At 64.9% G+C, this 19121-nt stretch carries 14 protein-coding genes and 1 pseudogene; 10 read left to right on the top strand and 5 right to left on the bottom strand.

The features are described 5' to 3' along the window. Window position 1 precedes the first annotated feature (1 nt). Window positions 2-1618: an ABC transporter ATP-binding protein gene (locus AB3L03_RS14630; RefSeq protein WP_368508838.1), complete on the top strand. Its 1617-nt coding sequence runs from the start codon at window positions 2-4 to the stop codon at window positions 1616-1618. Between the two features lie 18 nt (window positions 1619-1636). On the opposite strand, the gene AB3L03_RS14635 is transcribed toward AB3L03_RS14630, so the two are convergent. After that, complete coding sequence (locus AB3L03_RS14635) at window positions 1637-1906, bottom strand: hypothetical protein (RefSeq protein ID WP_368508839.1); 270 nt, start codon at window positions 1904-1906, stop codon at window positions 1637-1639. Window positions 1907-2252: 346 nt separating this feature from the next. Here AB3L03_RS14635 and AB3L03_RS14640 point away from each other — a divergent pair, with 346 nt between their 5' ends. Together AB3L03_RS14640 and AB3L03_RS14645 are read left to right on the top strand one after the other, a co-directional pair. Then, complete coding sequence (locus AB3L03_RS14640; RefSeq protein WP_018458166.1) at window positions 2253-2417, top strand: hypothetical protein; 165 nt, start codon at window positions 2253-2255, stop codon at window positions 2415-2417. Beyond that, window positions 2414-2623: a hypothetical protein gene (locus AB3L03_RS14645; RefSeq protein ID WP_007605116.1), complete on the top strand. Its 210-nt coding sequence runs from the start codon at window positions 2414-2416 to the stop codon at window positions 2621-2623. Before AB3L03_RS14640 ends, AB3L03_RS14645 begins: the two co-directional genes overlap by 4 nt. A 134-nt stretch (window positions 2624-2757) precedes the next feature. On the opposite strand, the gene AB3L03_RS14650 is transcribed toward AB3L03_RS14645, so the two are convergent. Further along, window positions 2758-3048 (bottom strand): hypothetical protein, encoded by a 291-nt coding sequence (locus AB3L03_RS14650; RefSeq protein ID WP_018458165.1) that lies wholly within the window; start codon window positions 3046-3048, stop codon window positions 2758-2760. Between the two features lie 207 nt (window positions 3049-3255). Here AB3L03_RS14650 and AB3L03_RS14655 point away from each other — a divergent pair, with 207 nt between their 5' ends. The 6 genes and pseudogenes from AB3L03_RS14655 to AB3L03_RS14680 all read left to right on the top strand — a co-directional run bounded on the left by AB3L03_RS14655 (window position 3256) and on the right by AB3L03_RS14680 (window position 13342). Then, window positions 3256-3576, top strand: a complete 321-nt coding sequence (locus AB3L03_RS14655) for a hypothetical protein (RefSeq protein WP_027570057.1) — start codon at window positions 3256-3258, stop codon at window positions 3574-3576. A 223-nt stretch (window positions 3577-3799) separates the two neighbouring features. Then, a complete protein-coding gene (locus AB3L03_RS14660) occupies window positions 3800-4525 on the top strand; it encodes an outer membrane protein (RefSeq protein ID WP_204513213.1) in 726 nt (241 codons plus the stop codon). Window positions 4526-4690: 165 nt separating this feature from the next. Then, window positions 4691-6844 carry a methyl-accepting chemotaxis protein gene (locus tag AB3L03_RS14665; RefSeq protein WP_368508840.1) on the top strand — a complete coding sequence of 718 codons (2154 nt, stop codon included), beginning with the start codon at window positions 4691-4693 and terminating at the stop codon, window positions 6842-6844. A gap of 95 nt (window positions 6845-6939) precedes the next feature. Next, window positions 6940-8001 (top strand): MBL fold metallo-hydrolase, encoded by a 1062-nt coding sequence (locus tag AB3L03_RS14670; RefSeq protein ID WP_204513212.1) that lies wholly within the window; start codon window positions 6940-6942, stop codon window positions 7999-8001. 201 nt (window positions 8002-8202) lie between these two features. Further along, window positions 8203-9432: a 5-aminolevulinate synthase gene (hemA, locus tag AB3L03_RS14675; RefSeq protein WP_085349285.1), complete on the top strand. Its 1230-nt coding sequence runs from the start codon at window positions 8203-8205 to the stop codon at window positions 9430-9432. A gap of 399 nt (window positions 9433-9831) precedes the next feature. Further along, a pseudogene (locus AB3L03_RS14680) lies at window positions 9832-13342 on the top strand (NahK/ErcS family hybrid sensor histidine kinase/response regulator). A gap of 10 nt (window positions 13343-13352) precedes the next feature. Here the strand turns inward: AB3L03_RS14680 and AB3L03_RS14685 are convergent. The 3 genes from AB3L03_RS14685 to AB3L03_RS14695 form a co-directional block, all read right to left on the bottom strand. Then, window positions 13353-13856 (bottom strand): cytochrome P460 family protein, encoded by a 504-nt coding sequence (locus AB3L03_RS14685; protein WP_085348235.1) that lies wholly within the window; start codon window positions 13854-13856, stop codon window positions 13353-13355. A gap of 119 nt (window positions 13857-13975) precedes the next feature. Beyond that, the gene (locus AB3L03_RS14690; RefSeq protein WP_085357216.1) at window positions 13976-15007 is read right to left on the bottom strand and encodes an alpha/beta fold hydrolase; all 1032 of its coding nucleotides are present in this window, start codon (window positions 15005-15007) and stop codon (window positions 13976-13978) included. A gap of 36 nt (window positions 15008-15043) precedes the next feature. Beyond that, the gene (locus AB3L03_RS14695) at window positions 15044-15463 is read right to left on the bottom strand and encodes an organic hydroperoxide resistance protein (protein WP_018458156.1); all 420 of its coding nucleotides are present in this window, start codon (window positions 15461-15463) and stop codon (window positions 15044-15046) included. A 197-nt stretch (window positions 15464-15660) separates the two neighbouring features. Here AB3L03_RS14695 and AB3L03_RS14700 point away from each other — a divergent pair, with 197 nt between their 5' ends. Further along, window positions 15661-18501, top strand: coding sequence for a winged helix-turn-helix domain-containing protein (locus tag AB3L03_RS14700; RefSeq protein WP_368508841.1), 2841 nt, complete (start codon window positions 15661-15663; stop codon window positions 18499-18501). The last annotated feature ends 620 nt before the right edge of the window (window positions 18502-19121 follow it).

Below are 19121 nucleotides of genomic sequence, written 5' to 3' on the forward strand. Positions count from 1 at the left end.
CATGACCGCACCGCCCGCCGTCTCCGTCAAGAATCTGCGGATCGCATTGCCCAAGGGCGCCGAGCGTCCCTTCGCGGTCGACGGCATCTCGCTCGATTTGCGGCCCGGCAAGATCGTTTGCGTGGTCGGCGAATCCGGCTCCGGCAAGTCGATGTGCGCGCATGCGCTGATGGGCCTGTTGCCGGACACGGTCACCGTCACCTCCGGCGAGATCCAGTTCGAAGGACGCGACCTGCTCAAACTCGACGACGAATGCTGGCGCGATCTGCGCGGCCGCCGGCTTGCGATGATTTTTCAGGAACCGATGACCGCGCTCAATCCGTTGATGCGGATCGGCGACCAGATGGCGGAGATGTTCGAGGCGCACGGGCTGCTCACGCCGAGGGAGCGGCGCGCAAAGGCGCTATCGCTGGCGCGCGAAGTCGGCCTCCCCGACCCCGAGCGCATCGTGCGCGCCTATCCGCACCAGCTCTCCGGCGGCCAGCGCCAGCGCGCCATGATCGCGATGGCGCTCGCGCTCGAACCGGCGGTGCTGGTTGCGGACGAGCCGACCACCGCGCTCGACGTCACCACGCAAGCGCAGATCCTGAAACTGATCCGCAACCTCCAGCGCAATCGCAACATGGCGGTGATGTTCATCACCCATGATTTCGGCGTGGTCGCCGACATCGCCGACCAAGTCGTGGTGTTGCGCCATGGCAAGGTGGTCGAGGAAGGCCCCGCCTCGGCGGTCTTCAACGCGCCGCAGCACGACTACACCAAGGCGCTGCTCGCCGCCGTGCCCTCGATGGACCCGCCCGCCCGCAGCCCCCTCGACGACCAGGCCAAGGCGGTCGAGGTGATCGGACTGGACAAGACCTACGTCACCTCGGGCGGCTGGTTTCGCGAGGACCGCCGCGTCGATGCCGCGCGCGGGGTTAATTTCAACATCCTCAAAGGCGAGACGCTCGGCCTGGTCGGCGAATCCGGTTCTGGCAAATCGTCGGTGGCCCGCCTTGTGATGCGGCTGATCGAGGCCGACCGCGGCACCGTGCGGATCGGCGAGACCGATCTCACAAAGCTCGCGGGCAAGGCGCTGCGCGCCGAGCGCCCTCGCATCCAGATGATCTTCCAGGATCCGTTCGCTTCGCTCAATCCGCGCCGCAAGGTCGGTCATATCGTCGCCGACGGCCCGATCGCGGCCGGCACCGATCCGAAAGTGGCGTTCGACCGCGCCCGCGATCTCCTCAAGATGGTTGGGCTCGATGCCGGCGCGCTCGAACGCTATCCGCATGAATTCTCCGGCGGCCAGCGCCAGCGCATCGGCATTGCGCGCGCGCTCGCGCTCGAGCCCGAGATCATCGTCGCGGACGAGGCCGTCTCCGCGCTCGACGTCTCCGTGCAGGCGCAGGTCCTGAGGCTGCTCGAAGACCTCAAGGCCCGCCTCGGCCTCTCGATGCTGTTCATCACCCACGATCTGCGAGTCGCAGCGCAACTCTGCGACCGCATCGCCGTAATGCAGCGCGGCGTCATCGTCGAGCTGAAGCCGACCGCGCAGCTGTTCGCCGCGCCCGAGCATGCCTATACACGCGAATTGCTCGCAGCAGTCCCGGGGCAGAGAGAGCGCGCGCCGGCGTAAGTCAGCCGACCGCGGTTTCTACTTCGTTCGAGGATTCGTGTTGTTCCAGGTGGGGACTGAGTTTGTTACGCCGACGGAGGGCTGGTTGGACGTTCCGATCGACGGCGCCGTCACGGTCCCGACGGTCTGCCCGGAACTTCCGATAATCCCTTGCTGTACCGGCGCTCCGGTGCGTCCGCTCGTGCTGCCTGGTGTATCCGTCGCGGATGTCTGTGCGTTGACAGCAAGTGGCGCGGCGGCCAATCCGACAGCAATAAGTGCAACAATGGAGCGTTTCGTTCTTGTCATGGCTGGTCCTTTCGGGCGCTGTCTCTCAATCGCAATGCCGTTCCTCGAGGCGCCCGTGCACTGAGTGATCTTACAACTCCACGCGCGAGAAAATGTGCCGCAGTGCCATCATCCCGTGGGCTCAACTCTTCATCACGATGTTACGAAGCGGTCCCCGCCGAACAGATGCGCCGTGAGATCGGTGCATCGCGGAAGGTACCCCGTTCCACCTCAGGAACGGAATACTCACGGGCTTTTTATCCCTCGTGACCGCCCGCATGGCTGCAAAGCCGAAGCCGGCACCCCACATCCGCATGAAATGATTTCCATCATGTGATGGTGGATTGAAGATCTAATTGGAGCCGACATGGGCCAGATTATTCAGTTTGTCTCGAAATCCGAGCGCGAGCGCATTCGCCTCATCCAGGAAGCGCGCGCGATCTACGACAGCATCTTCCCGCCGACTGATCCGATGAGCGAGAGATCAGGCGGAGCCGCCGCACGTCGCAGCGACGGGGGCAACCTCGCGTGATCAAAATCATCGCCGTGCTCTGCAACCTCGCCTCTCCGGCGAACTGTCATGAGCAGACCGTCACCACATCCGACTTCGCCGACGTCTCGATGCAATCTTGCCTAATGGGCGCGCCGCAACTCGCCGAATGGATGAACCAGCATCCGGCCGAGCGCCTCGCCGGGTGGCGCTGCGTGATCGGCCAACAGGCCGGGCGGGGAATTTAGGATCGGACGGGCTCTCCCTGAACGATCCGCAATGTCTGGTCCACCGCCATGATCATTGCTGGTCGCACTTTATCATCTTCTTTGGCCTTGCGACCGTCACAGGTGACCGGCATTGGCTCGCCAGACAGGCGCGCCTACCTGACCGGCGGGTTGGTGTTGCTCCAGGTCGGGACTGCGTTGGTCACGCCGACCGACGGCCAGTTATACGTACCGACCGACGGCGCCGTGACCGTCCCGACCGACTGTCCGCTCGACCCGTAGGCTCTGGGCTGTGCTGCCAACGATCCGGCGCTCCCATAGCTCGGAGCCACCACGCCGGTGCTGTAAGCTCGGCTTGACCGGTGCTTCTTGGCCTCAGCCGCGATCGGCGCGGCAAGCAACCCGACGGTGACTAGGGCGGCAATGGCGGGTTTGATGCTTGTCATGGCGGATCCCTTCATTCGCTGTGGGCCCGTTGCCATCTGTTCATTCAGCCGCGGATTTCCATAGGCAGCCGTTCATAACTCCGTGCGCGGGCGGAGGCGCCGGGGAGCGGTCGCACGACTAGCACGCCCGCTCGCGTGCCTCGCCTTCGGATGGACCCGAATCAGCGCTAGTGCATTCACCTCATCGACTTCGCGTATTGAGGCGACATGACCGGTCCCGAACTGAAGCAACTCCGCAACGATCTCTCGGAGGTCCTCGAGCGCAAGCTCACCGCGGCCGACATGGCCCGGCTTTGCGGATTGCCGGAGAAGGGCGGCGCCGACACCATCCGGCGCTGGGAAGTGAGCGGCCCGACACCGTCGGCGACCAAGGTGCTGCGCGTGCTCGCGATGGCGAGCGAGCGCTATCCGATCCTGGAGAAGTTCGACGTCTTCGATCGTCATGACGTGCGCGAGGAAGACCGGCCCGCAAAGCGCGCTGCATTCCGCGAACAGATGCGCGATGAGGCGCGGCGCCGTCTTGGTTAATGAGATGCGCGCGCAAGTTAGCCTGATAACGCCGAGTTAAGCTTTCCTTCAGCACTTCTTAAGCCGACATTAAGCACAAAAATCGTCTACAGCCCAATAAGTTACGTTGACTGCCGCTGTGCCATGGATGTGACAGCATTTTCGTCAAAAGCGAGCTATCTGCAGAACCAACGACGGCGCGGAAAGCGCGACTGCCGGGGACCTGAGTGTTGGAGTTTGGACTATGAAGAAGATTCTGTTTGCGACCGTTGCGCTGCTCGTGGTGGGCGCTGCCGCACCGGCGGTCGGTGCCGATCTCGGTAACCGCAACTATTATAAGGCGCCCGCGCCCGCCTATGCCGCCCCGATTTACAACTGGACCGGCTTCTATATCGGCGGCCATGTCGGCGGCGCGTTCTCCAGCGACAACAATTTCAGCGGCCTCTCCACCGGCAATAACGGCAACGGCCGTTTCCTCGGCGGTCTGCAGGCCGGTGCGGACTGGCAGTTCAACCCGAACTTCGTTGTCGGCGTCGAAGGCCAGTATTCCTGGCTCTCCGGCAGCGTCGGCGCGGTGTTCCCAGGCGGCGTCGCCTACACCAACGACCAGCGCGGTCTCGGCTCGATCACCGGCCGCGTCGGCTACACCTGGGGTCCGGGCCTGCTCTACGTGAAGGGCGGCTACGCCTATTCCGACAACAACGAGAAGGTGACCGTCGGCGGCGTGCCGACCGGCTTCATCATCAGCGGCGACCACCGCAACGGCTACACCGTCGGCGCCGGCCTCGAATACATGTTCGCGCCGAACTGGTCAGCCAAGGCCGAGTACCAGTACTACAATTTCGGCGACGCCCACTTCACCGCGGGCCCGCTGGCGGGAACCGGCAACTTCACCACCGACGACCACACCATCAAGGCGGGCGTCAACTACCGCTTCAACTGGGCCAACTCGGCGGTCGCGCGCTACTGAACGGTTATCAAAGCCTTATCATGATGAAGGGCCGGCATCGTTGCCGGCCCTTCTTTTTTCGCTGTGCGGAACGCAACGCAACCGATTGAGCAACTTGCGATTTTTTAACCTGCCCCGAGGATACTCCGCCGCGAAAACATAAAGATCATGCGTGGGGGAATTTCGATGGCGATCCGTCTGGGCCTTGGCCGTTTGCTTGGTGGTATCCGGCCTCGTTTCAAAATGCCGACATGGGGCGTGCGCGGCAGCCTGTTCACGGCCTTCGCAGTGATCGCGGGCATGGGCCTCGTGATCGCGGCCGGCGCCGGCTTCGTCTTCAACCATCTCGGCAGCACTATGATGGACCTGAGCGGCCGCGATATCCCGCGCCTTTCCGCAAGCCTTCAACTCGCATCGCAAAGCGCAACGCTCGCGGCGCAGGGGCCGGGCCTGCTGGCGTCGCCGTCCGACGAGGCGCTGAACGAACGCACCAAGAAGGTGCAGGAGATCCAGCAGCTTGCCATGGCCAAGCTTGGCGAGATCATCGAGCTCGGCGCCGACAAGCAGATCGCAACCGCGTTGCGCGACACCGCCAAGAGCATCGACGAGGCGACCCAGAGCCTGGTGTCAGCCGCGCGCGAGCGGCTCGATACCGGCGCGCTGCATGACAAGCAATATGAAGCACTCCGCAAGGCGCAGCTCACCTTCGTCGGTGCGGCCGGTCCTGCCATGCTGGATGCGCAGACGCGTCTGAACGCGATCCTCGGTGCGGCGGAAGTTTCCGCTGACGATGCCACCGAAGCCGCCCGCACCGTCTCCCAGGTCGCGACCATCTCCGCCAACGGCAATCTGATGGCCGCCGACATGATGGCGGCGCTGTCGGCCAACAACAGCGATACGCTGGAGGCGATCGAGAAGGAGTTCAAGGCGACGCGCGACCGTGTCAAGTCGAACCTCGAGGACCTCCCGAACATGGCCTCGATGCAGGCGGTGCGCGACACCGTGCAAAAGCTGTTCGCCTTCGGCGAAGGCAAGTCCGGCGTGTTCAAGATCCGCCAGAAAGAGCTCGACGCGATCGACTACGGCCAGACCATCCTGGACGAGACCCGCAAGCTCAATGTCGGCCTCGGCATCAGCGTGCAGCAGCTCGTCGAGGGTGTGCAGAAGGAGACCAACGCGTCGACCTTCCAGGCGCGGCATGAGATCTCGCTCGCGACCACCGCGATGCTGGCACTCGGCGCTCTGACGCTGGTCGGCTCGGCGCTGTTCGTCTGGCTCTATGTTGGCCGCAACATCCTGCGCCGCATTCGCGAGCTTCAACGCGCCATGCAGTTGCTCTCGGCCGGCGACCTCGACACCGAGATCGTCCGCTCCCGGCAGAACGACGAGATCGGCGCGATGAAGGAAACGCTGACGGTGTTCCGCGACAGCATGATCGAAGCCCGGGCGCTTGCGAGCGAGCAGGACAGGGATCGCATCGCCAAGGCCGAGCGTGCGGCGCAGATGGAGGCGAAGATCGCCGGGTTCGAGAGTACGGTGCGCTCCGCACTCGACAATCTCGCGCAGTCGGCCAATTCGATGCAATCGACCGCGCAGAGCATGTCGACCACGGCAGACCAGTCCAATGCGCTGGTGAACGCGGTTGCCTCCGCAGCCGAAGAGACCTCGGTCAACGTGCAGACCGTATCGTCAGGCACCGAGCAGCTCTCGTCCTCGATCGAGGAAATCAGCAAGCAGGTCGTCACCTCGGCCGCGATCGCCAGGAAGGCGGTCGACGAAGCGGGCGCGACCGACGCCACCGTGCAGAGCCTCGCCGACAGCGCGAGCCGCATCAGCGTGGTGGTCGACCTGATTCAGACCATCGCCTCGCAGACCAATCTGCTGGCGCTCAACGCCACCATCGAGGCGGCGCGCGCGGGCGAAGCCGGCCGCGGCTTCGCGGTGGTCGCCTCCGAGGTGAAGAGCCTCGCGAGCCAGACCGCCAAGGCCACGGAGGAGATCCGTAGCCAGATCGCCAGCATGCAGTCAGTGACGACGTCGGCGGTCGGCGCCATCCAGGGCATCGGCCGGATCATCGGCGAGATCAACGACGTCACTACGACGATCGCCGCCGCCGTCGAGGAACAGGGCGCGGCGACACGCGAGATCGCCCGCAACATCCAGCATGCGGCCGGTGGCACCAGCGAGGTTTCCAGCAACATCGTCGGCGTCTCCACGGCTTCGGCGGAAGCCGGCGCAGCGGCGAACGAAGTGCTCGGCGCCTCCGACGCGCTCCGCCGCGAAGCCGACATGCTGCGCGGAGAGATCGACGCGTTCCTCAACAACATGCGGGCTGCGTAAGGCGCCGTTCCGTAGCCCGGAATGACCGCTATGCAGGCCGCGCCAGCGTTCTTTTTCGGCTGGCGCGCCGTGACGGGCGGGTTTAAGCCGGTAGGATGAACGCAAAGACCGACACCGTGCAGTCCTCCGCCGACGCCCTGCGCTATCCCTGGGAACAGCATCCCGGCCCCGAACAGGTCGTCGAGGTGAAGCCAGGCGTGTTGTGGGCGCGGCTGAAGCTGCCGTTCCGCCTCAACCATGTGAACATCTACCTGCTCGCCGATGGTGACGGCTATGCCATGATCGATGCCGGCTTCGGCAATGAGGAGACGATCGAAGCCTGGACGAAGCTGTTCGACGGGCCGCTGAAGGGCGTCAACATCACGCGCCTGATCGTGACCCATTCCCATCCCGATCATGTCGGTCTGGCCGGGTGGATCGTCGAGCGGTTCAACTGCCCGCTCGTGATGTCGCAGGTCGAATATCTGCAATCGGTCTATCACCAGAACCGCGGCACCGAGGAGCGGCAGGAAGCGCAGCGGCTGTTCTTCCGCCGCCATGGCATGGACGAGTCGCTCACCGAAAAACTGCTCGGCCGCGGCCAGGACTATCTCAAGCGCGTCTCGGTGCTGCCGCCGTCCTACCGCCGCATCTCGCATGGCGAGGACGTCGTGATCGGCACGCGCCGCTTCAAGGTGATCACCGGCGGCGGTCACGCGCTCGACCAGGTGATGCTGTACTGCGCCGACGACAAGCTGTTCCTCTCGGCCGACCAGGTGCTGAGCAAGATCTCGCCGAACGTCAGCGTGTGGGCGGTCGAACCCGACCAGAACTCGCTCGGCGAATATCTGGCCTCGCTCGCCCGCCTCACCACGACTCTCCCCTATGACGTGCTGGTGCTGCCTGGCCACGGCGTGCCGTTCTACGGGCTCAAGACCCGCATCAAGCAGCTCGCCGATCACCATGAGGAGCGCTGCCGCCTGATCGCGGAAGCCTGCCGCGAGGTGCCTCAGACCTCGCGCGCCCTGGTGCCCGTGGTGTTTAACAAGCACGTTCTGGACGAACATCAGATGGGTTTCGCTGCCGGCGAACTGGTCGCCCACGTCAATTACATGATCGTCGAGGGCCGGCTGACGGCCGAGACGCAGGACGGCGTGTTGCAGTTCAGGACGACCTGAGCGCTGACTTCAATTCAGCGGATGGTGCAGAGCAACATTGCATCTCGCGCGAACTTGATCCGGATCAAGTTTCAAATCGCACGATAGGGCATTTTGCCCAAATGCCCCGCAGGTCCAAATGTGGGATAGCGCATAGACATTGGAGCTGGAAAAGCTCTAAGGATATGCGGATCTTTGGTCGGTTCCGCTGCAGGTTTGACGATGGATTACGCCCAGTTTTTCAATTCCGCCCTTGATCGTCTCCACACCGAGCGGCGCTACCGCGTGTTCGCCGATCTCGAGCGCATTGCCGGCCGGTTCCCGCATGCGCTCTGGCACTCGCCCAAGGGCAAGCGCGACGTCGTGATCTGGTGCTCCAACGATTATCTCGGCATGGGCCAGCACCCGAAGGTAGTGGGCGCGATGGTCGAGACCGCGACCCGCGTCGGCACCGGCGCCGGCGGCACCCGCAACATCGCCGGCACGCATCATCCGCTGGTGCAGCTCGAGGCCGAGCTCGCCGATCTCCACGGCAAGGAAGCCTCGCTGCTCTTCACGTCCGGCTACGTCTCGAACCAGACCGGCATTGCGACCATCGCAAAGCTCATTCCGAACTGCCTGATCCTGTCCGACGAGCTCAACCACAATTCGATGATCGAGGGCATCCGCCAGTCCGGCTGCGAGCGGGTCGTGTTCCGCCACAACGACCTCGCCGATCTCGAAGCGCTGTTGAAGGCTGCGGGCCCGAGCCGGCCCAAGCTGATCGCCTGCGAGAGTCTTTATTCGATGGACGGCGACATCGCCCCGCTCGCCAAGATCTGCGACCTCGCCGAGAAGTACGGCGCGATGACCTATGTCGACGAGGTCCACGCCGTCGGCATGTACGGCCCGCGCGGCGGCGGCATCGCCGAGCGCGACGGCGTGATGCATCGCATCGACATTCTCGAAGGCACGCTTGCCAAGGCGTTCGGCTGCCTCGGCGGCTACATCGCCGCCAACGGTCAGATCATCGACGCCGTGCGCTCCTATGCGCCCGGCTTCATCTTCACCACCGCGCTGCCGCCGGCGATCTGCTCGGCCGCGACCGCCGCGATCAAGCATCTGAAGACGTCAAGCTGGGAGCGCGAGCGTCACCAGGACCGCGCCGCCCGGGTCAAGGCGATCCTCAACGCCGCCGGCCTGCCGGTGATGTCGAGCGACACCCACATCGTCCCGCTGTTCATCGGCGATGCCGAGAAATGCAAGCAGGCTTCCGACCTCTTGCTCGAACGGCACGGCATCTACATCCAGCCGATCAACTATCCGACGGTCGCCAAGGGCTCCGAACGCCTGCGCATCACGCCCTCGCCCTATCACGACGACGGCCTGATCGATCAACTCGCCGAAGCCCTGCTGCAGGTGTGGGACCGCCTGGGTCTGCCGCTCCGCGAGAAGTCGCTGGCGGCGGAATAGGCTTCTTCGCCTTCTCTTTCGATCTAAGTTTCACCGTCCCGGAGCTTCCCCCTCCCCACCCTCCCCCACAGGGGGAAAGGGAGCGAGAGAGTTGCGCCTCCCCTTACGTCGGGGGAGCCCCACAGCGTAGCGGTCGGTCTCGAATTTCCTGCAACGCGGACGGTCTCTCCGTTCCCTCCCTCCTTGTGGGGGCGGGTCAGGGAGGGGGGTACCACGCGGGGACTCTCTCGGTAAGCCAGAAGCAGCGCAGCTTTAAGACTGCGCACCGCTTAACGACAACTCCGGTTCCCGCCGTGGCACGGCATTTCGCTGTCGCCTCCACCCGTCCAACGCGCTAGATTTACAGGGAAAATGAGATTGGGCGCGGCCAGCGCGCGCCCCGGGAGAAGCACGCTCGCCATGCTGCACGATTGGGGCGTGATCGCCGCCGCCTTCGGCTATATCGGCTTTCTGTTCCTGGTGGCGAGCCATGGCGACCGCCGCTCGCCGGCCGGGCGAGGCCGCGCCTCGGGGCTGATCTATCCGCTGTCGCTGGCGATCTACTGCACCTCCTGGACCTTCTTCGGCTCGGTCGGCTTCGCCACCCGCACCTCCACCGACTTCCTCGCGATCTATGTCGGCCCGATCCTGATGATCGGACTCGGAGCCGGCGTGCTGCGCCGCGTGATCCAGCTCGCGAAGGCCCACAACATCACCTCGATCGCGGACTTCATCGGCGCGCGCTACGGCAAGAGCCAGGCGGTGGCGGCAACCGTCGCGCTGATCGCCATCATCGGCTCGGTGCCCTACATCGCGCTCCAGCTCAAGGCGGTCGCCTCCTCGCTCGAAACCATCCTGAGCGAAGACCAGGCCTTCTCCCACATCCCGATCATCGGCGACGTGGCGCTGATCGTGACGCTGGCGATGGCGGCCTTCGCGGTGCTGTTCGGCACGCGGCAGACGGACGCCACCGAGCACCAGCACGGCCTGATGCTGGCGGTCGCAACCGAATCCATCATCAAGCTCGTCGCCTTCCTCGCTGCGGGCATCTTCGTCACGTTCTGGATGTTCTCGCCGCACGAACTGATCGAGCGCGCGATGAAGACACCGGAGGCGGTGCGCGTCATCAACTATTCGCCGTCGATCGGCAACTTCCTGACCATGACGCTGCTGTCGCTGTGCGCGATCATGCTGCTGCCGCGCCAGTTCCACGTCAGCGTGGTGGAGAATTCCTCGGACGCCGAGGTCGGTCGCGCGCGCTGGCTGTTTCCGCTCTATCTCGTCGCCATCAATCTGTTCGTGATCCCGATCGCACTCGCCGGCCTCGTCAGCTTCCCGTTCGGCGCCGCCGATCCTGACATGTACGTGCTGGCGCTGCCGATGGAGGGCGGCGCGGATCTGCTCAGCGTCGCCGTCTTCGTCGGCGGGCTGTCGGCGGCGACCGCGATGGTGATCGTCGAATGCGTCGCGCTCTCCATCATGGTTTCGAACGACCTCGTGGTGCCCCTGGTGCTGCAACGACGGCCGGAGGGGCGCACCGGCGGCGCCGATTTCAGCGACTTCCTGTTGCGTTCGCGCCGGCTCGCGATCTTCGCCATCATGGTGATGGCCTATTTCTACTACCGCGCGCTCGGCAACACCCAGCTCGCGGCGATCGGCCTGCTGTCTTTTGCCGCCATCGCCCAGCTTGCACCAAGCTTCTTCGGCGGACTGCTGTGGCGGCGCGCGACCGCGCGCGGCGCGATCGGCGGCATGCTGGTCGGCTTCGCAGTGTGGCTCTACACGCTCTTCATCCCGAGCTTCATGGATACCTCGACGGCGGGCATCCTGCTGCTCCAGCACGGCCCGTTCGGGATCGAGGCGCTGCGGCCGCAGGCGTTGTTCGGCGCCGATTTGCCGCCGCTGATGCACGGCGTGGTCTGGTCGCTGTCGCTCAACATCCTCACCTACGTGCTGCTGTCGCTGGCGCGCCGGCCGTCTTCGATCGAGCTGGTCCAGGCCGATCTGTTCGTCCCCAACACGCTCGCGCCGATTTCCCCGAATTTCCGCCGCTGGCGCACCACGGTCACGGTGCAGGACATCCAGACCACGGTAGCGCAATATCTCGGGCCTGACCGCGCGCGGCATTCGTTCGACGCCTTATCCGCGCGGCGCAATGTGCGGCTGGAGTCCGGGGCGCCCGCCGATTTCGAGCTGCTGCAGCACGCCGAGCACCTGATCGCCTCCTCGATCGGCGCAGCCTCCTCGCGTCTCGTAATGTCGCTGCTGCTGCGCAAACGGACGGTCTCCGCCAAGGCTGCGCTAAAACTGCTCGACGATTCCCATGCGGCGCTGCATTTCAACCGCGAGATCCTCCAGACCGCGCTTAACCATGTGCGCCAGGGCATCGCGGTGTTCGATGCCGATCTGCAACTGATCTGCTCCAACCGGCAGTTCGGCGATCTCCTCAACGTTCCTCCGCATTTCATCCAGTTCGGCACGCCATTGCGTGAAATCCTGGAATTCATGGGCGTGAGCGAGCCGGCCGATCCGATCGAGCGCGAGGCCATGCTGGAGCGCCGGCTGGTGGCTTACACCACCGACGGCGAGCCTTATCTCGAGCGCCTGCCCGACCGCCACATGGTGATCGAGATCTTGACCAACCGCATGCCCGGCGGCGGCTTCGTCATTACCTTCACCGACGTCACGCCCACGTTCGAGGCGGCCGAAGCGCTGGAGAGGGCCAATGCGACGCTGGAAAAGCGGGTGCGCGACCGCACCGAGGAGCTGACCCGGCTGAATTCCGAGCTGGCGCTGGCCAAGAGCGCGGCCGAAGACGCCAGCATCTCCAAGACCCGCTTTCTCGCCGCCGCAAGCCACGACATTCTCCAGCCGCTGAACGCGGCGCGGCTCTATGTCACGAGCCTGGTCGAGCGTCAGCACAGCGGCGAGGAGACACGGCTGGTCGAGAACATCGACGAATCGCTCCAGGCGATCGAGGAAATTCTCGGCGCGCTGCTCGACATCTCCAGGCTCGACGCCGGCGCGATGACGACCTCGATCTCGAGCTTCAAGATGGCCGATCTGATGCGCTCGCTGGAGATCGAGTTCGCGCCGATCGCACGCGCGAAGAATCTGGCGCTCGTGTTCGTGCCGTGTTCGCTGCCCGTCGAGTCGGATCGTCTCTTGCTGCGGCGGCTGCTCCAGAACCTGATCTCCAACGCGATCAAATATACTCCACGCGGGCGCGTGCTGGTCGGCTGCCGCCGCCGCGGCGCCACGCTGAAGATCTGCGTCTACGACACCGGCGTCGGTATCCCGACGGTCAAGCGCGGCGAGATCTTCAAGGAATTCCACCGCCTGGAGCAGGGCGCGCGAATTGCCCGCGGCCTCGGCCTGGGCCTGTCGATCGTCGAGCGGCTGGCGCGCGTGCTCAAGCACGACATCGCCATCGATTCCAATGTCGGCGGCGGCTCGGTGTTTTCCGTGACGGTGCCGACGGCGAAGGCGATCACTCACACCGCGGCCGTGACCAGTGCGACGCCGCTCGCACGGACCTCGATCTCGGGTACCCTGATCGTCTGCATCGAGAACGACGCCGCGATCCTCGACGGCATGCGCACGCTGCTGAAGGCGTGGGACGCCGAGGTGATCGCGGTCGCCGATCCCGAGGCCGCGATCGCCGCAATCGAGACTGCGGGCCGCCGCGTGACCGGCCTGCTGGTCGATTACCATCTCGACCGCGGCAACGGCATCGCCGCGATCCGCGACATCCGCCGCCGCTTCGGTGACGGCATCCCCGCGATCCTGATCACCGCCGACCGCAGCCCCGCCGTGCAAATGGCTGCGCGCGACGAAAAAGGTTGCGGTGCTCAACAAGCCGGTCAAGCCGGCTTCGCTGCGCGCCCTGCTCGGCCAGTGGCGCACGCAGCAGATGGTGGCTGCGGAGTGAAACTCCGCACTCAGGGCGCAAGCCTCGTAAACACGTAGTCGCGACTCTTCACACGAGCTTCGTGGCACGCGAAGCAGGTGCGATGCTGGGCCTCGTCGACCGGCTTGCCGTTGATGAAGCGACCAAATCCCCAGCCGCCGGTCGAGGCATATTTTTTGGAATCCTTGACCATCACCTGGACGGTGGTGGCTTCACCGGGAATCGTCGCGGACGCAAATTCGGGCGACTGTTTCCGCTTCCAGGCCCGCTTGACCAGAATTGTGCCGTCCGGGAACGGAAGCTTGTTGTCTTGATAAGCATCGATCGCGGTCCTGTTGCCGACGACGGCACGCAGCTCGTCCAGGGGAGCCGCCTCCTCGGCCGGCGCGATCAGCTCCCACTGCTTGTAGCCCTCCGGCACAGTGACGCCGAAGATGGGCGAGGCATCCGCCGGGCCCTGCGCGAAAGCGATCGTGACCAGATAGGGCACGCAGGTCAGGACAACGACGAGGAGGAGCACGGCAAGCACGATCATCGTCGTAGAAGACGGAACTTTTGACTTTTCGGATTTCATTTTCGCTGACGCTTCATTGAACTGCGTTCGCATGTCAGGCCTCGGTCCGGCCTTGCCGGACCGAGGCGCTGCCAAAATCCTCAGGCGCCGCCGTCGGCGTCGATGACGGCCTTGGCAAAGGCTTGCGGTGCTTCCTGCGGCAGATTGTGGCCGATGCCCCCGGTGATCAGGCGATAGTCGTACCGGCCCGAGAATTTCTTGGCATAGGCGCTTGGATCGGGATGTGGCGCGCCGTTGGCATCGCCTTCCATCGTGATCGCCGGGACGCTGATGACGGGAGCTGCGGCAAGCTTCTTTTCGAGCTCCTCGTACTTCGCCTCGCCCTGGGCGAGTCCGAGCCGCCAGCGGTAATTGTGGATGGTGATCGCGACGTGATCCTTGTTGTCCAGCGCCGCCGCGCTGCGCTCGAAAGTGGCGTCGTCGAACTTCCACTGCGGCGAAGCGAGCTTCCAGATCAGTTTTGCAAAATCATGCGTGTACTTCTCGTATCCGGCGCGGCCGCGCTCGGTCGCGAAATAAAACTGGTACCACCATTGCAGCTCGGCCGACGGCGGCAGCGGCGCGTTGCCCGCGGCCTGGCTGGAGATCAGATAGCCGCTGACCGAGACCAGCGCGCGGCAGCGCTCCGGCCAGAGCGCGGCGATGATGTCGGCGGTGCGCGCGCCCCAGTCGAATCCGGCGACCACCGCCTTCTTGATGTCGAGCTTGTCCATCAGTGCGATGATGTCGACGGCCATTGCCGCGGGCTCGCCGTTGCGCGGCGTTTCGGCGGAGAGGAAGTGGGTCGTGCCGTAGCCGCGCAGATAAGGGATGATGACGCGATAGCCGGCCTTTGCCAGGATCGGGGCGACGTCGACGAAGGCGTGAATGTCGTAGGGCCAGCCGTGCAGCAGGATCGCGACGGGACCATTCGCAGGGCCCGCCTCAGCGTAGCCGACGTTGAGGACGCCGGCATCGATCTGCTTGATCGCGCCGAACGACGCATTCGTCGCGGTCGAGCGCAGCGCTTCCGATTCGGCGCGGGCGAGGCCGATCACGCCGAGGCCAGCGGCGACAGTTCCGGCGGCGATGCCGAAAAACTGGCGCCGGTGCTGATCGATGATCTGTTTCATGATGCTGCTACCTTTCTGATAGTTGGAGGTGGTGCGTCAGATCAGTGCGACCGTGACGTCGATGTTGCCGCGGACGGCCTTGGAATAGGGACAGGTCTGATGCGCCTCATCGACGAGGCCGCGCGCGATCTCGCGATCGAGGCCGGGCAGGCTGACATCGAGGCGTGCCCTGAGCGAATAGGCGCCCTCGTCGAGCACGAGGTCGATCTCCGCATCGATCGCACATTTCCTGGGGAGCTCGATCTTCCGCTTGCGGGCCGCGATTTCCATCGCGCCTTCGAAGCAGGCCGACCAGCCGGCCGCGAACAATTGCTCGGGATTGGTACCGATGCCGTTGCCGCCCGGCGGCGACAGCTTGACATCCAGACGGCCGTCGGAACTGCGCGATATCCCGTCCTGCCGCCCGCCACTGGTGCGGGTCCGGGCCGTGTAGAGCAATTTTGCCGCTTGGGTCATGAATGTCTCCTTGCCGTCGCGCAACTCACTAGCAGCGGCTGCCGCGACACACCCGTTGGGACTTGTGAGAAGTTGTGAGGTCTCGGTTCGCGCGCCTCACAGGACCTGCATCCGCGGTCCGATCGCGGCGTGGGACGGCCTTGCCGGATTGCGATCATCTGGCTATCCGGTCCGTTCCAAAGGATCAGGACTTCGCCATGACCGAGCCGGCCGGCACCGCAACGGGAACCCTCTCGTTTGGGCCATTCACTGTGACGCCGCATGAAAGACTCGTCATGCGCGACGGCGTCGCGCTGCCGCTCGGTGCAAAGGCCTTCGACACGCTGCTCGCACTGATGTCGCGGCCGAACCAGGTCGTCAGCAAGTATGATCTGATGGCGCTGGTGTGGCCCGGCATGACGGTCGAGGACGCCAATCTGCGCTTTCACGTCGCGGCGCTTCGCAAGGCCCTTGGCGACGGCAAGGACGGTGCCCGCTACATCACCACGCTCTCCGGCCGCGGCTATTGCTTCGTGGCGCCGATCTCGCAGGTAAATATCCCGGCAGATCGGCGCACCGTAGCGCGAACGGAATTGCCGCCCGTCAAACTGCCGAACCGGCTGCAACGGATGGTCGGGCGCGACGAAGCGGTCGCCGCCGTCTCCGACAGGCTCATCCGTTCGCGCTTCGTCACGATCGTCGGCCCGGGCGGTGTCGGCAAGACCGCCGTTGCCGTTGCCATCGCTCACGATCTGCTCGCGACATTCTCCGACGCCGCACATTTCGTCGATCTTGCCGCGCTGAGCGATCCCGATCTCGTGATCGCCTCGATCCTGCTGATGCTGGGCTTGCCGGCGCAAACCGACGATCCCCTGCCTGCGCTGCTCGCGCATCTCCGGGACAAGCGGACGCTGCTGATCCTCGACAATTGCGAACACGTCATCGCAGCCGCGGCCCCGCTGGCCGCCGAGATCTTCCACGCCGCACCGAATATCTACATTCTGGCGACGAGCCGCGAAGCCCTGCGGGTCGAGGGCGAGCAGGTGTATCGGCTGGCGCCGCTTGCCGTTCCGCCCGACCATCCCGGTCTGACGGCGGCCGCGGCGCAGACTTATCCCGCACTTCAACTCTTCCTCGAACGTGCCACGGCCGGTGGCGCGCAGATCGCGCTCGACGATGCCAATGCAGCGATCGTCGCCGGGATCTGCCGCAAGCTGGACGGCATGGCGCTGGCAATCGAACTCGCCGCCGGCCGGGTCGAAGCCTACGGCCTGGAGCAGACCGCGGCACTGCTCGACGAGCGCCTCAATCTGCTCTGGCAGGGCCAGCGCACGGCGCCGCCGCGACAGAAGACGTTGCAGGCGACGCTGGCATGGAGCTACGGGCTCTTGTCCGATATCGAACGTCTCGTGCTGCGCAGGCTCGCGGTTTTCGCCGGTCACTTCACTATCGACGCCGCACTCGAGATCGTGCCGGACGAACGCGTCGACCGCTCCCGCCTGTTCGACGCCATCGACGGCCTGGTGGCCAAGTCGATGGTCGCGGCGCGGCCGATTGGCGCCATGATGCGTTACCGTCTGCTCGACACGACGCGCGCCTATCTGCTCGAGATCGAGCCTGATGACGCGGCGCTCGCCGCCCGCCACGCGACCTATTACCGGCAATGGCTGGAGCAGGCCGGCACGACATGGGCCACGGTGCCGAGCGCCGACGAGCGCGCGATCCACTTCTCCGCGCTTCACAACGTGCGCGCGGCGCTGGACTGGTGTTTTGGCACGGACGGCGATGCCAGCATCGGCATTGCACTGGCCGCAGCTGCAGCGCCAATCTTTCTCGCGATGTCGTTGCTGGTCGAGTGCCGGCGCTGGTCTGAACGGGCGCTGCTTGCGCTCGATCCTTCCTCGCGCGGCGGCGCCGAGGAAATGCACATCCAGGCCGCGCTCGGACTGACCTTGATGTTCACGCGCGGCGGCAGCGAAGCGGCGCGTGCCGCGTTGAGCCGAAGCCTTGCGATCGCCGAGGCGCGCGGCGACGCGCCGAACCAGCTCCAGCTGCTCGGGCGCATGCATATCTTCCACGAGCGGATGGGACAGTTCGACGCCGCGCTCGGCTATGCGCAGCAAAGCCTCACGGTCGCCGGGACACTCGGCGATGCCGCCTCCCTCGCCCTCGCCCATTCGCTCCTCGGTGTCTCCTTGCATCTTGCCGGCGAGCATCGCGACGCGTTGACGATGCTGGAGACCGCCTGGCATGGGCCGGGCACGGAATGGATCAGCACCGTCTATGGCTTCGATCACCGCAACCGGGCCGGCATCTCGCTCGCGCGCGAGTTTTGGTTGCAGGGCCGCCCCGCGGATGCGATGCAACTGGCCCGGCAGACGGTCGTCGAGGCCGCCCAGATGGACCATCCGATCACGCTCTGCATTGCGTTGATCTGGGCGGTCTCGATCGATCTCTGGAGCGGAGACCTCGATGCCGCGGAAGAGAACATCGACCGCTTCATCGCCCATGCCGAATCGCGCTCCATGGGGCCCTATCTTGCGGTCGGCCGCGGCGTCAAAGGCGAGCTGGCGATCCGGCGCGGCAATGCCGCCGAAGGCGTCGAGACGATCGGGACGTGTCTGCGTGAGCTCCACGATGCCGGTTACGAGTTGCTCACCACGACGTTCAACATCGCGCTTGTTCAGGGCTTGATGACGCTTGGGCAGATCGAGCGGAGCGCGCGCCTGCTCGACGACGCGATCCGCCTCGTCGAGCAAAGCGGCGATCATCTGTACATGCCCGAGCTGCTGCGCATGAAGGGCAGGGTTCTCTTGGCCAGAGCCCAGCCCGAGGCCGATCAAGCGGAAGCCCATTTCGTGCAATCACTGGCATTGAGTCGTCGCAAAGGTGCCAAGGCCTGGGAGCTGCGGGCCGCGATCGATCTCGCCGGTCTCCTTGCCGAACGGGGCCGGCGCGAGGAAGCGAAGCGGTGGCTTCAATTGGCGTATGAAGGCTTCGCCCAGGGCTCGGAAACAGCGGATATCAAGGCTGCCGAGAAGTTGTTGCAAACATTGTGACGCGGACTCTGGTGCGGAGTGAGGCGCGCACTCTCTCAAAGCGTCATTGCGAGCGCAGCGAAGCAATCCAGAATCTCTCCGCGGTAAGACGCTGGAACGCTTCGCTACGCTCGCAATGACGGAGCAAAGGGCAGCATCGCCATCCTCCAATTCAGGTTCAACTTGCAGACATGCCTTCGCGTCCTCGCGGCGCGTTTCGCCCGAGCTTTGCCTGGTCATTCCACCCTCAAAGCCAAGAGGGCGCAGGGAAGACCGGGTGCCGGCTGGCACCCGCGGTCCGCTGCGCGAAAATGTAGCGCAAGGAAACCGCACAGCAGCATACAGGTGTAGCCAATCACTCGGCCTTCCCTGCGCGATGGTTGGACGGCTTATGCCGTGCTCTCCCGGGAGCCGAGTTCGTTCTGGCCTCCCTCGTCCCAGCGAAAGTCACCGGCACCGCGCCGGTTGACGCAGATGCCGCATTCGCCAGGGCTTGACCGTAGCAACGACGGCCAGGACCACACGGTTTTGCCGTACGCACGGCTCGCCATTTCGCCGCAGTTTTCCCAGCCCTGTCGACGGAGCCGAAAACTTACAGACGAGACGAAGCCTAGCAGCGCCGCTCGTCGGAACGCAGCCTT

The sequence above is a fragment of the Bradyrhizobium lupini genome (assembly GCF_040939785.1).
Classification (GTDB): Bacteria; Pseudomonadota; Alphaproteobacteria; order Rhizobiales; family Xanthobacteraceae; genus Bradyrhizobium; species Bradyrhizobium canariense_D.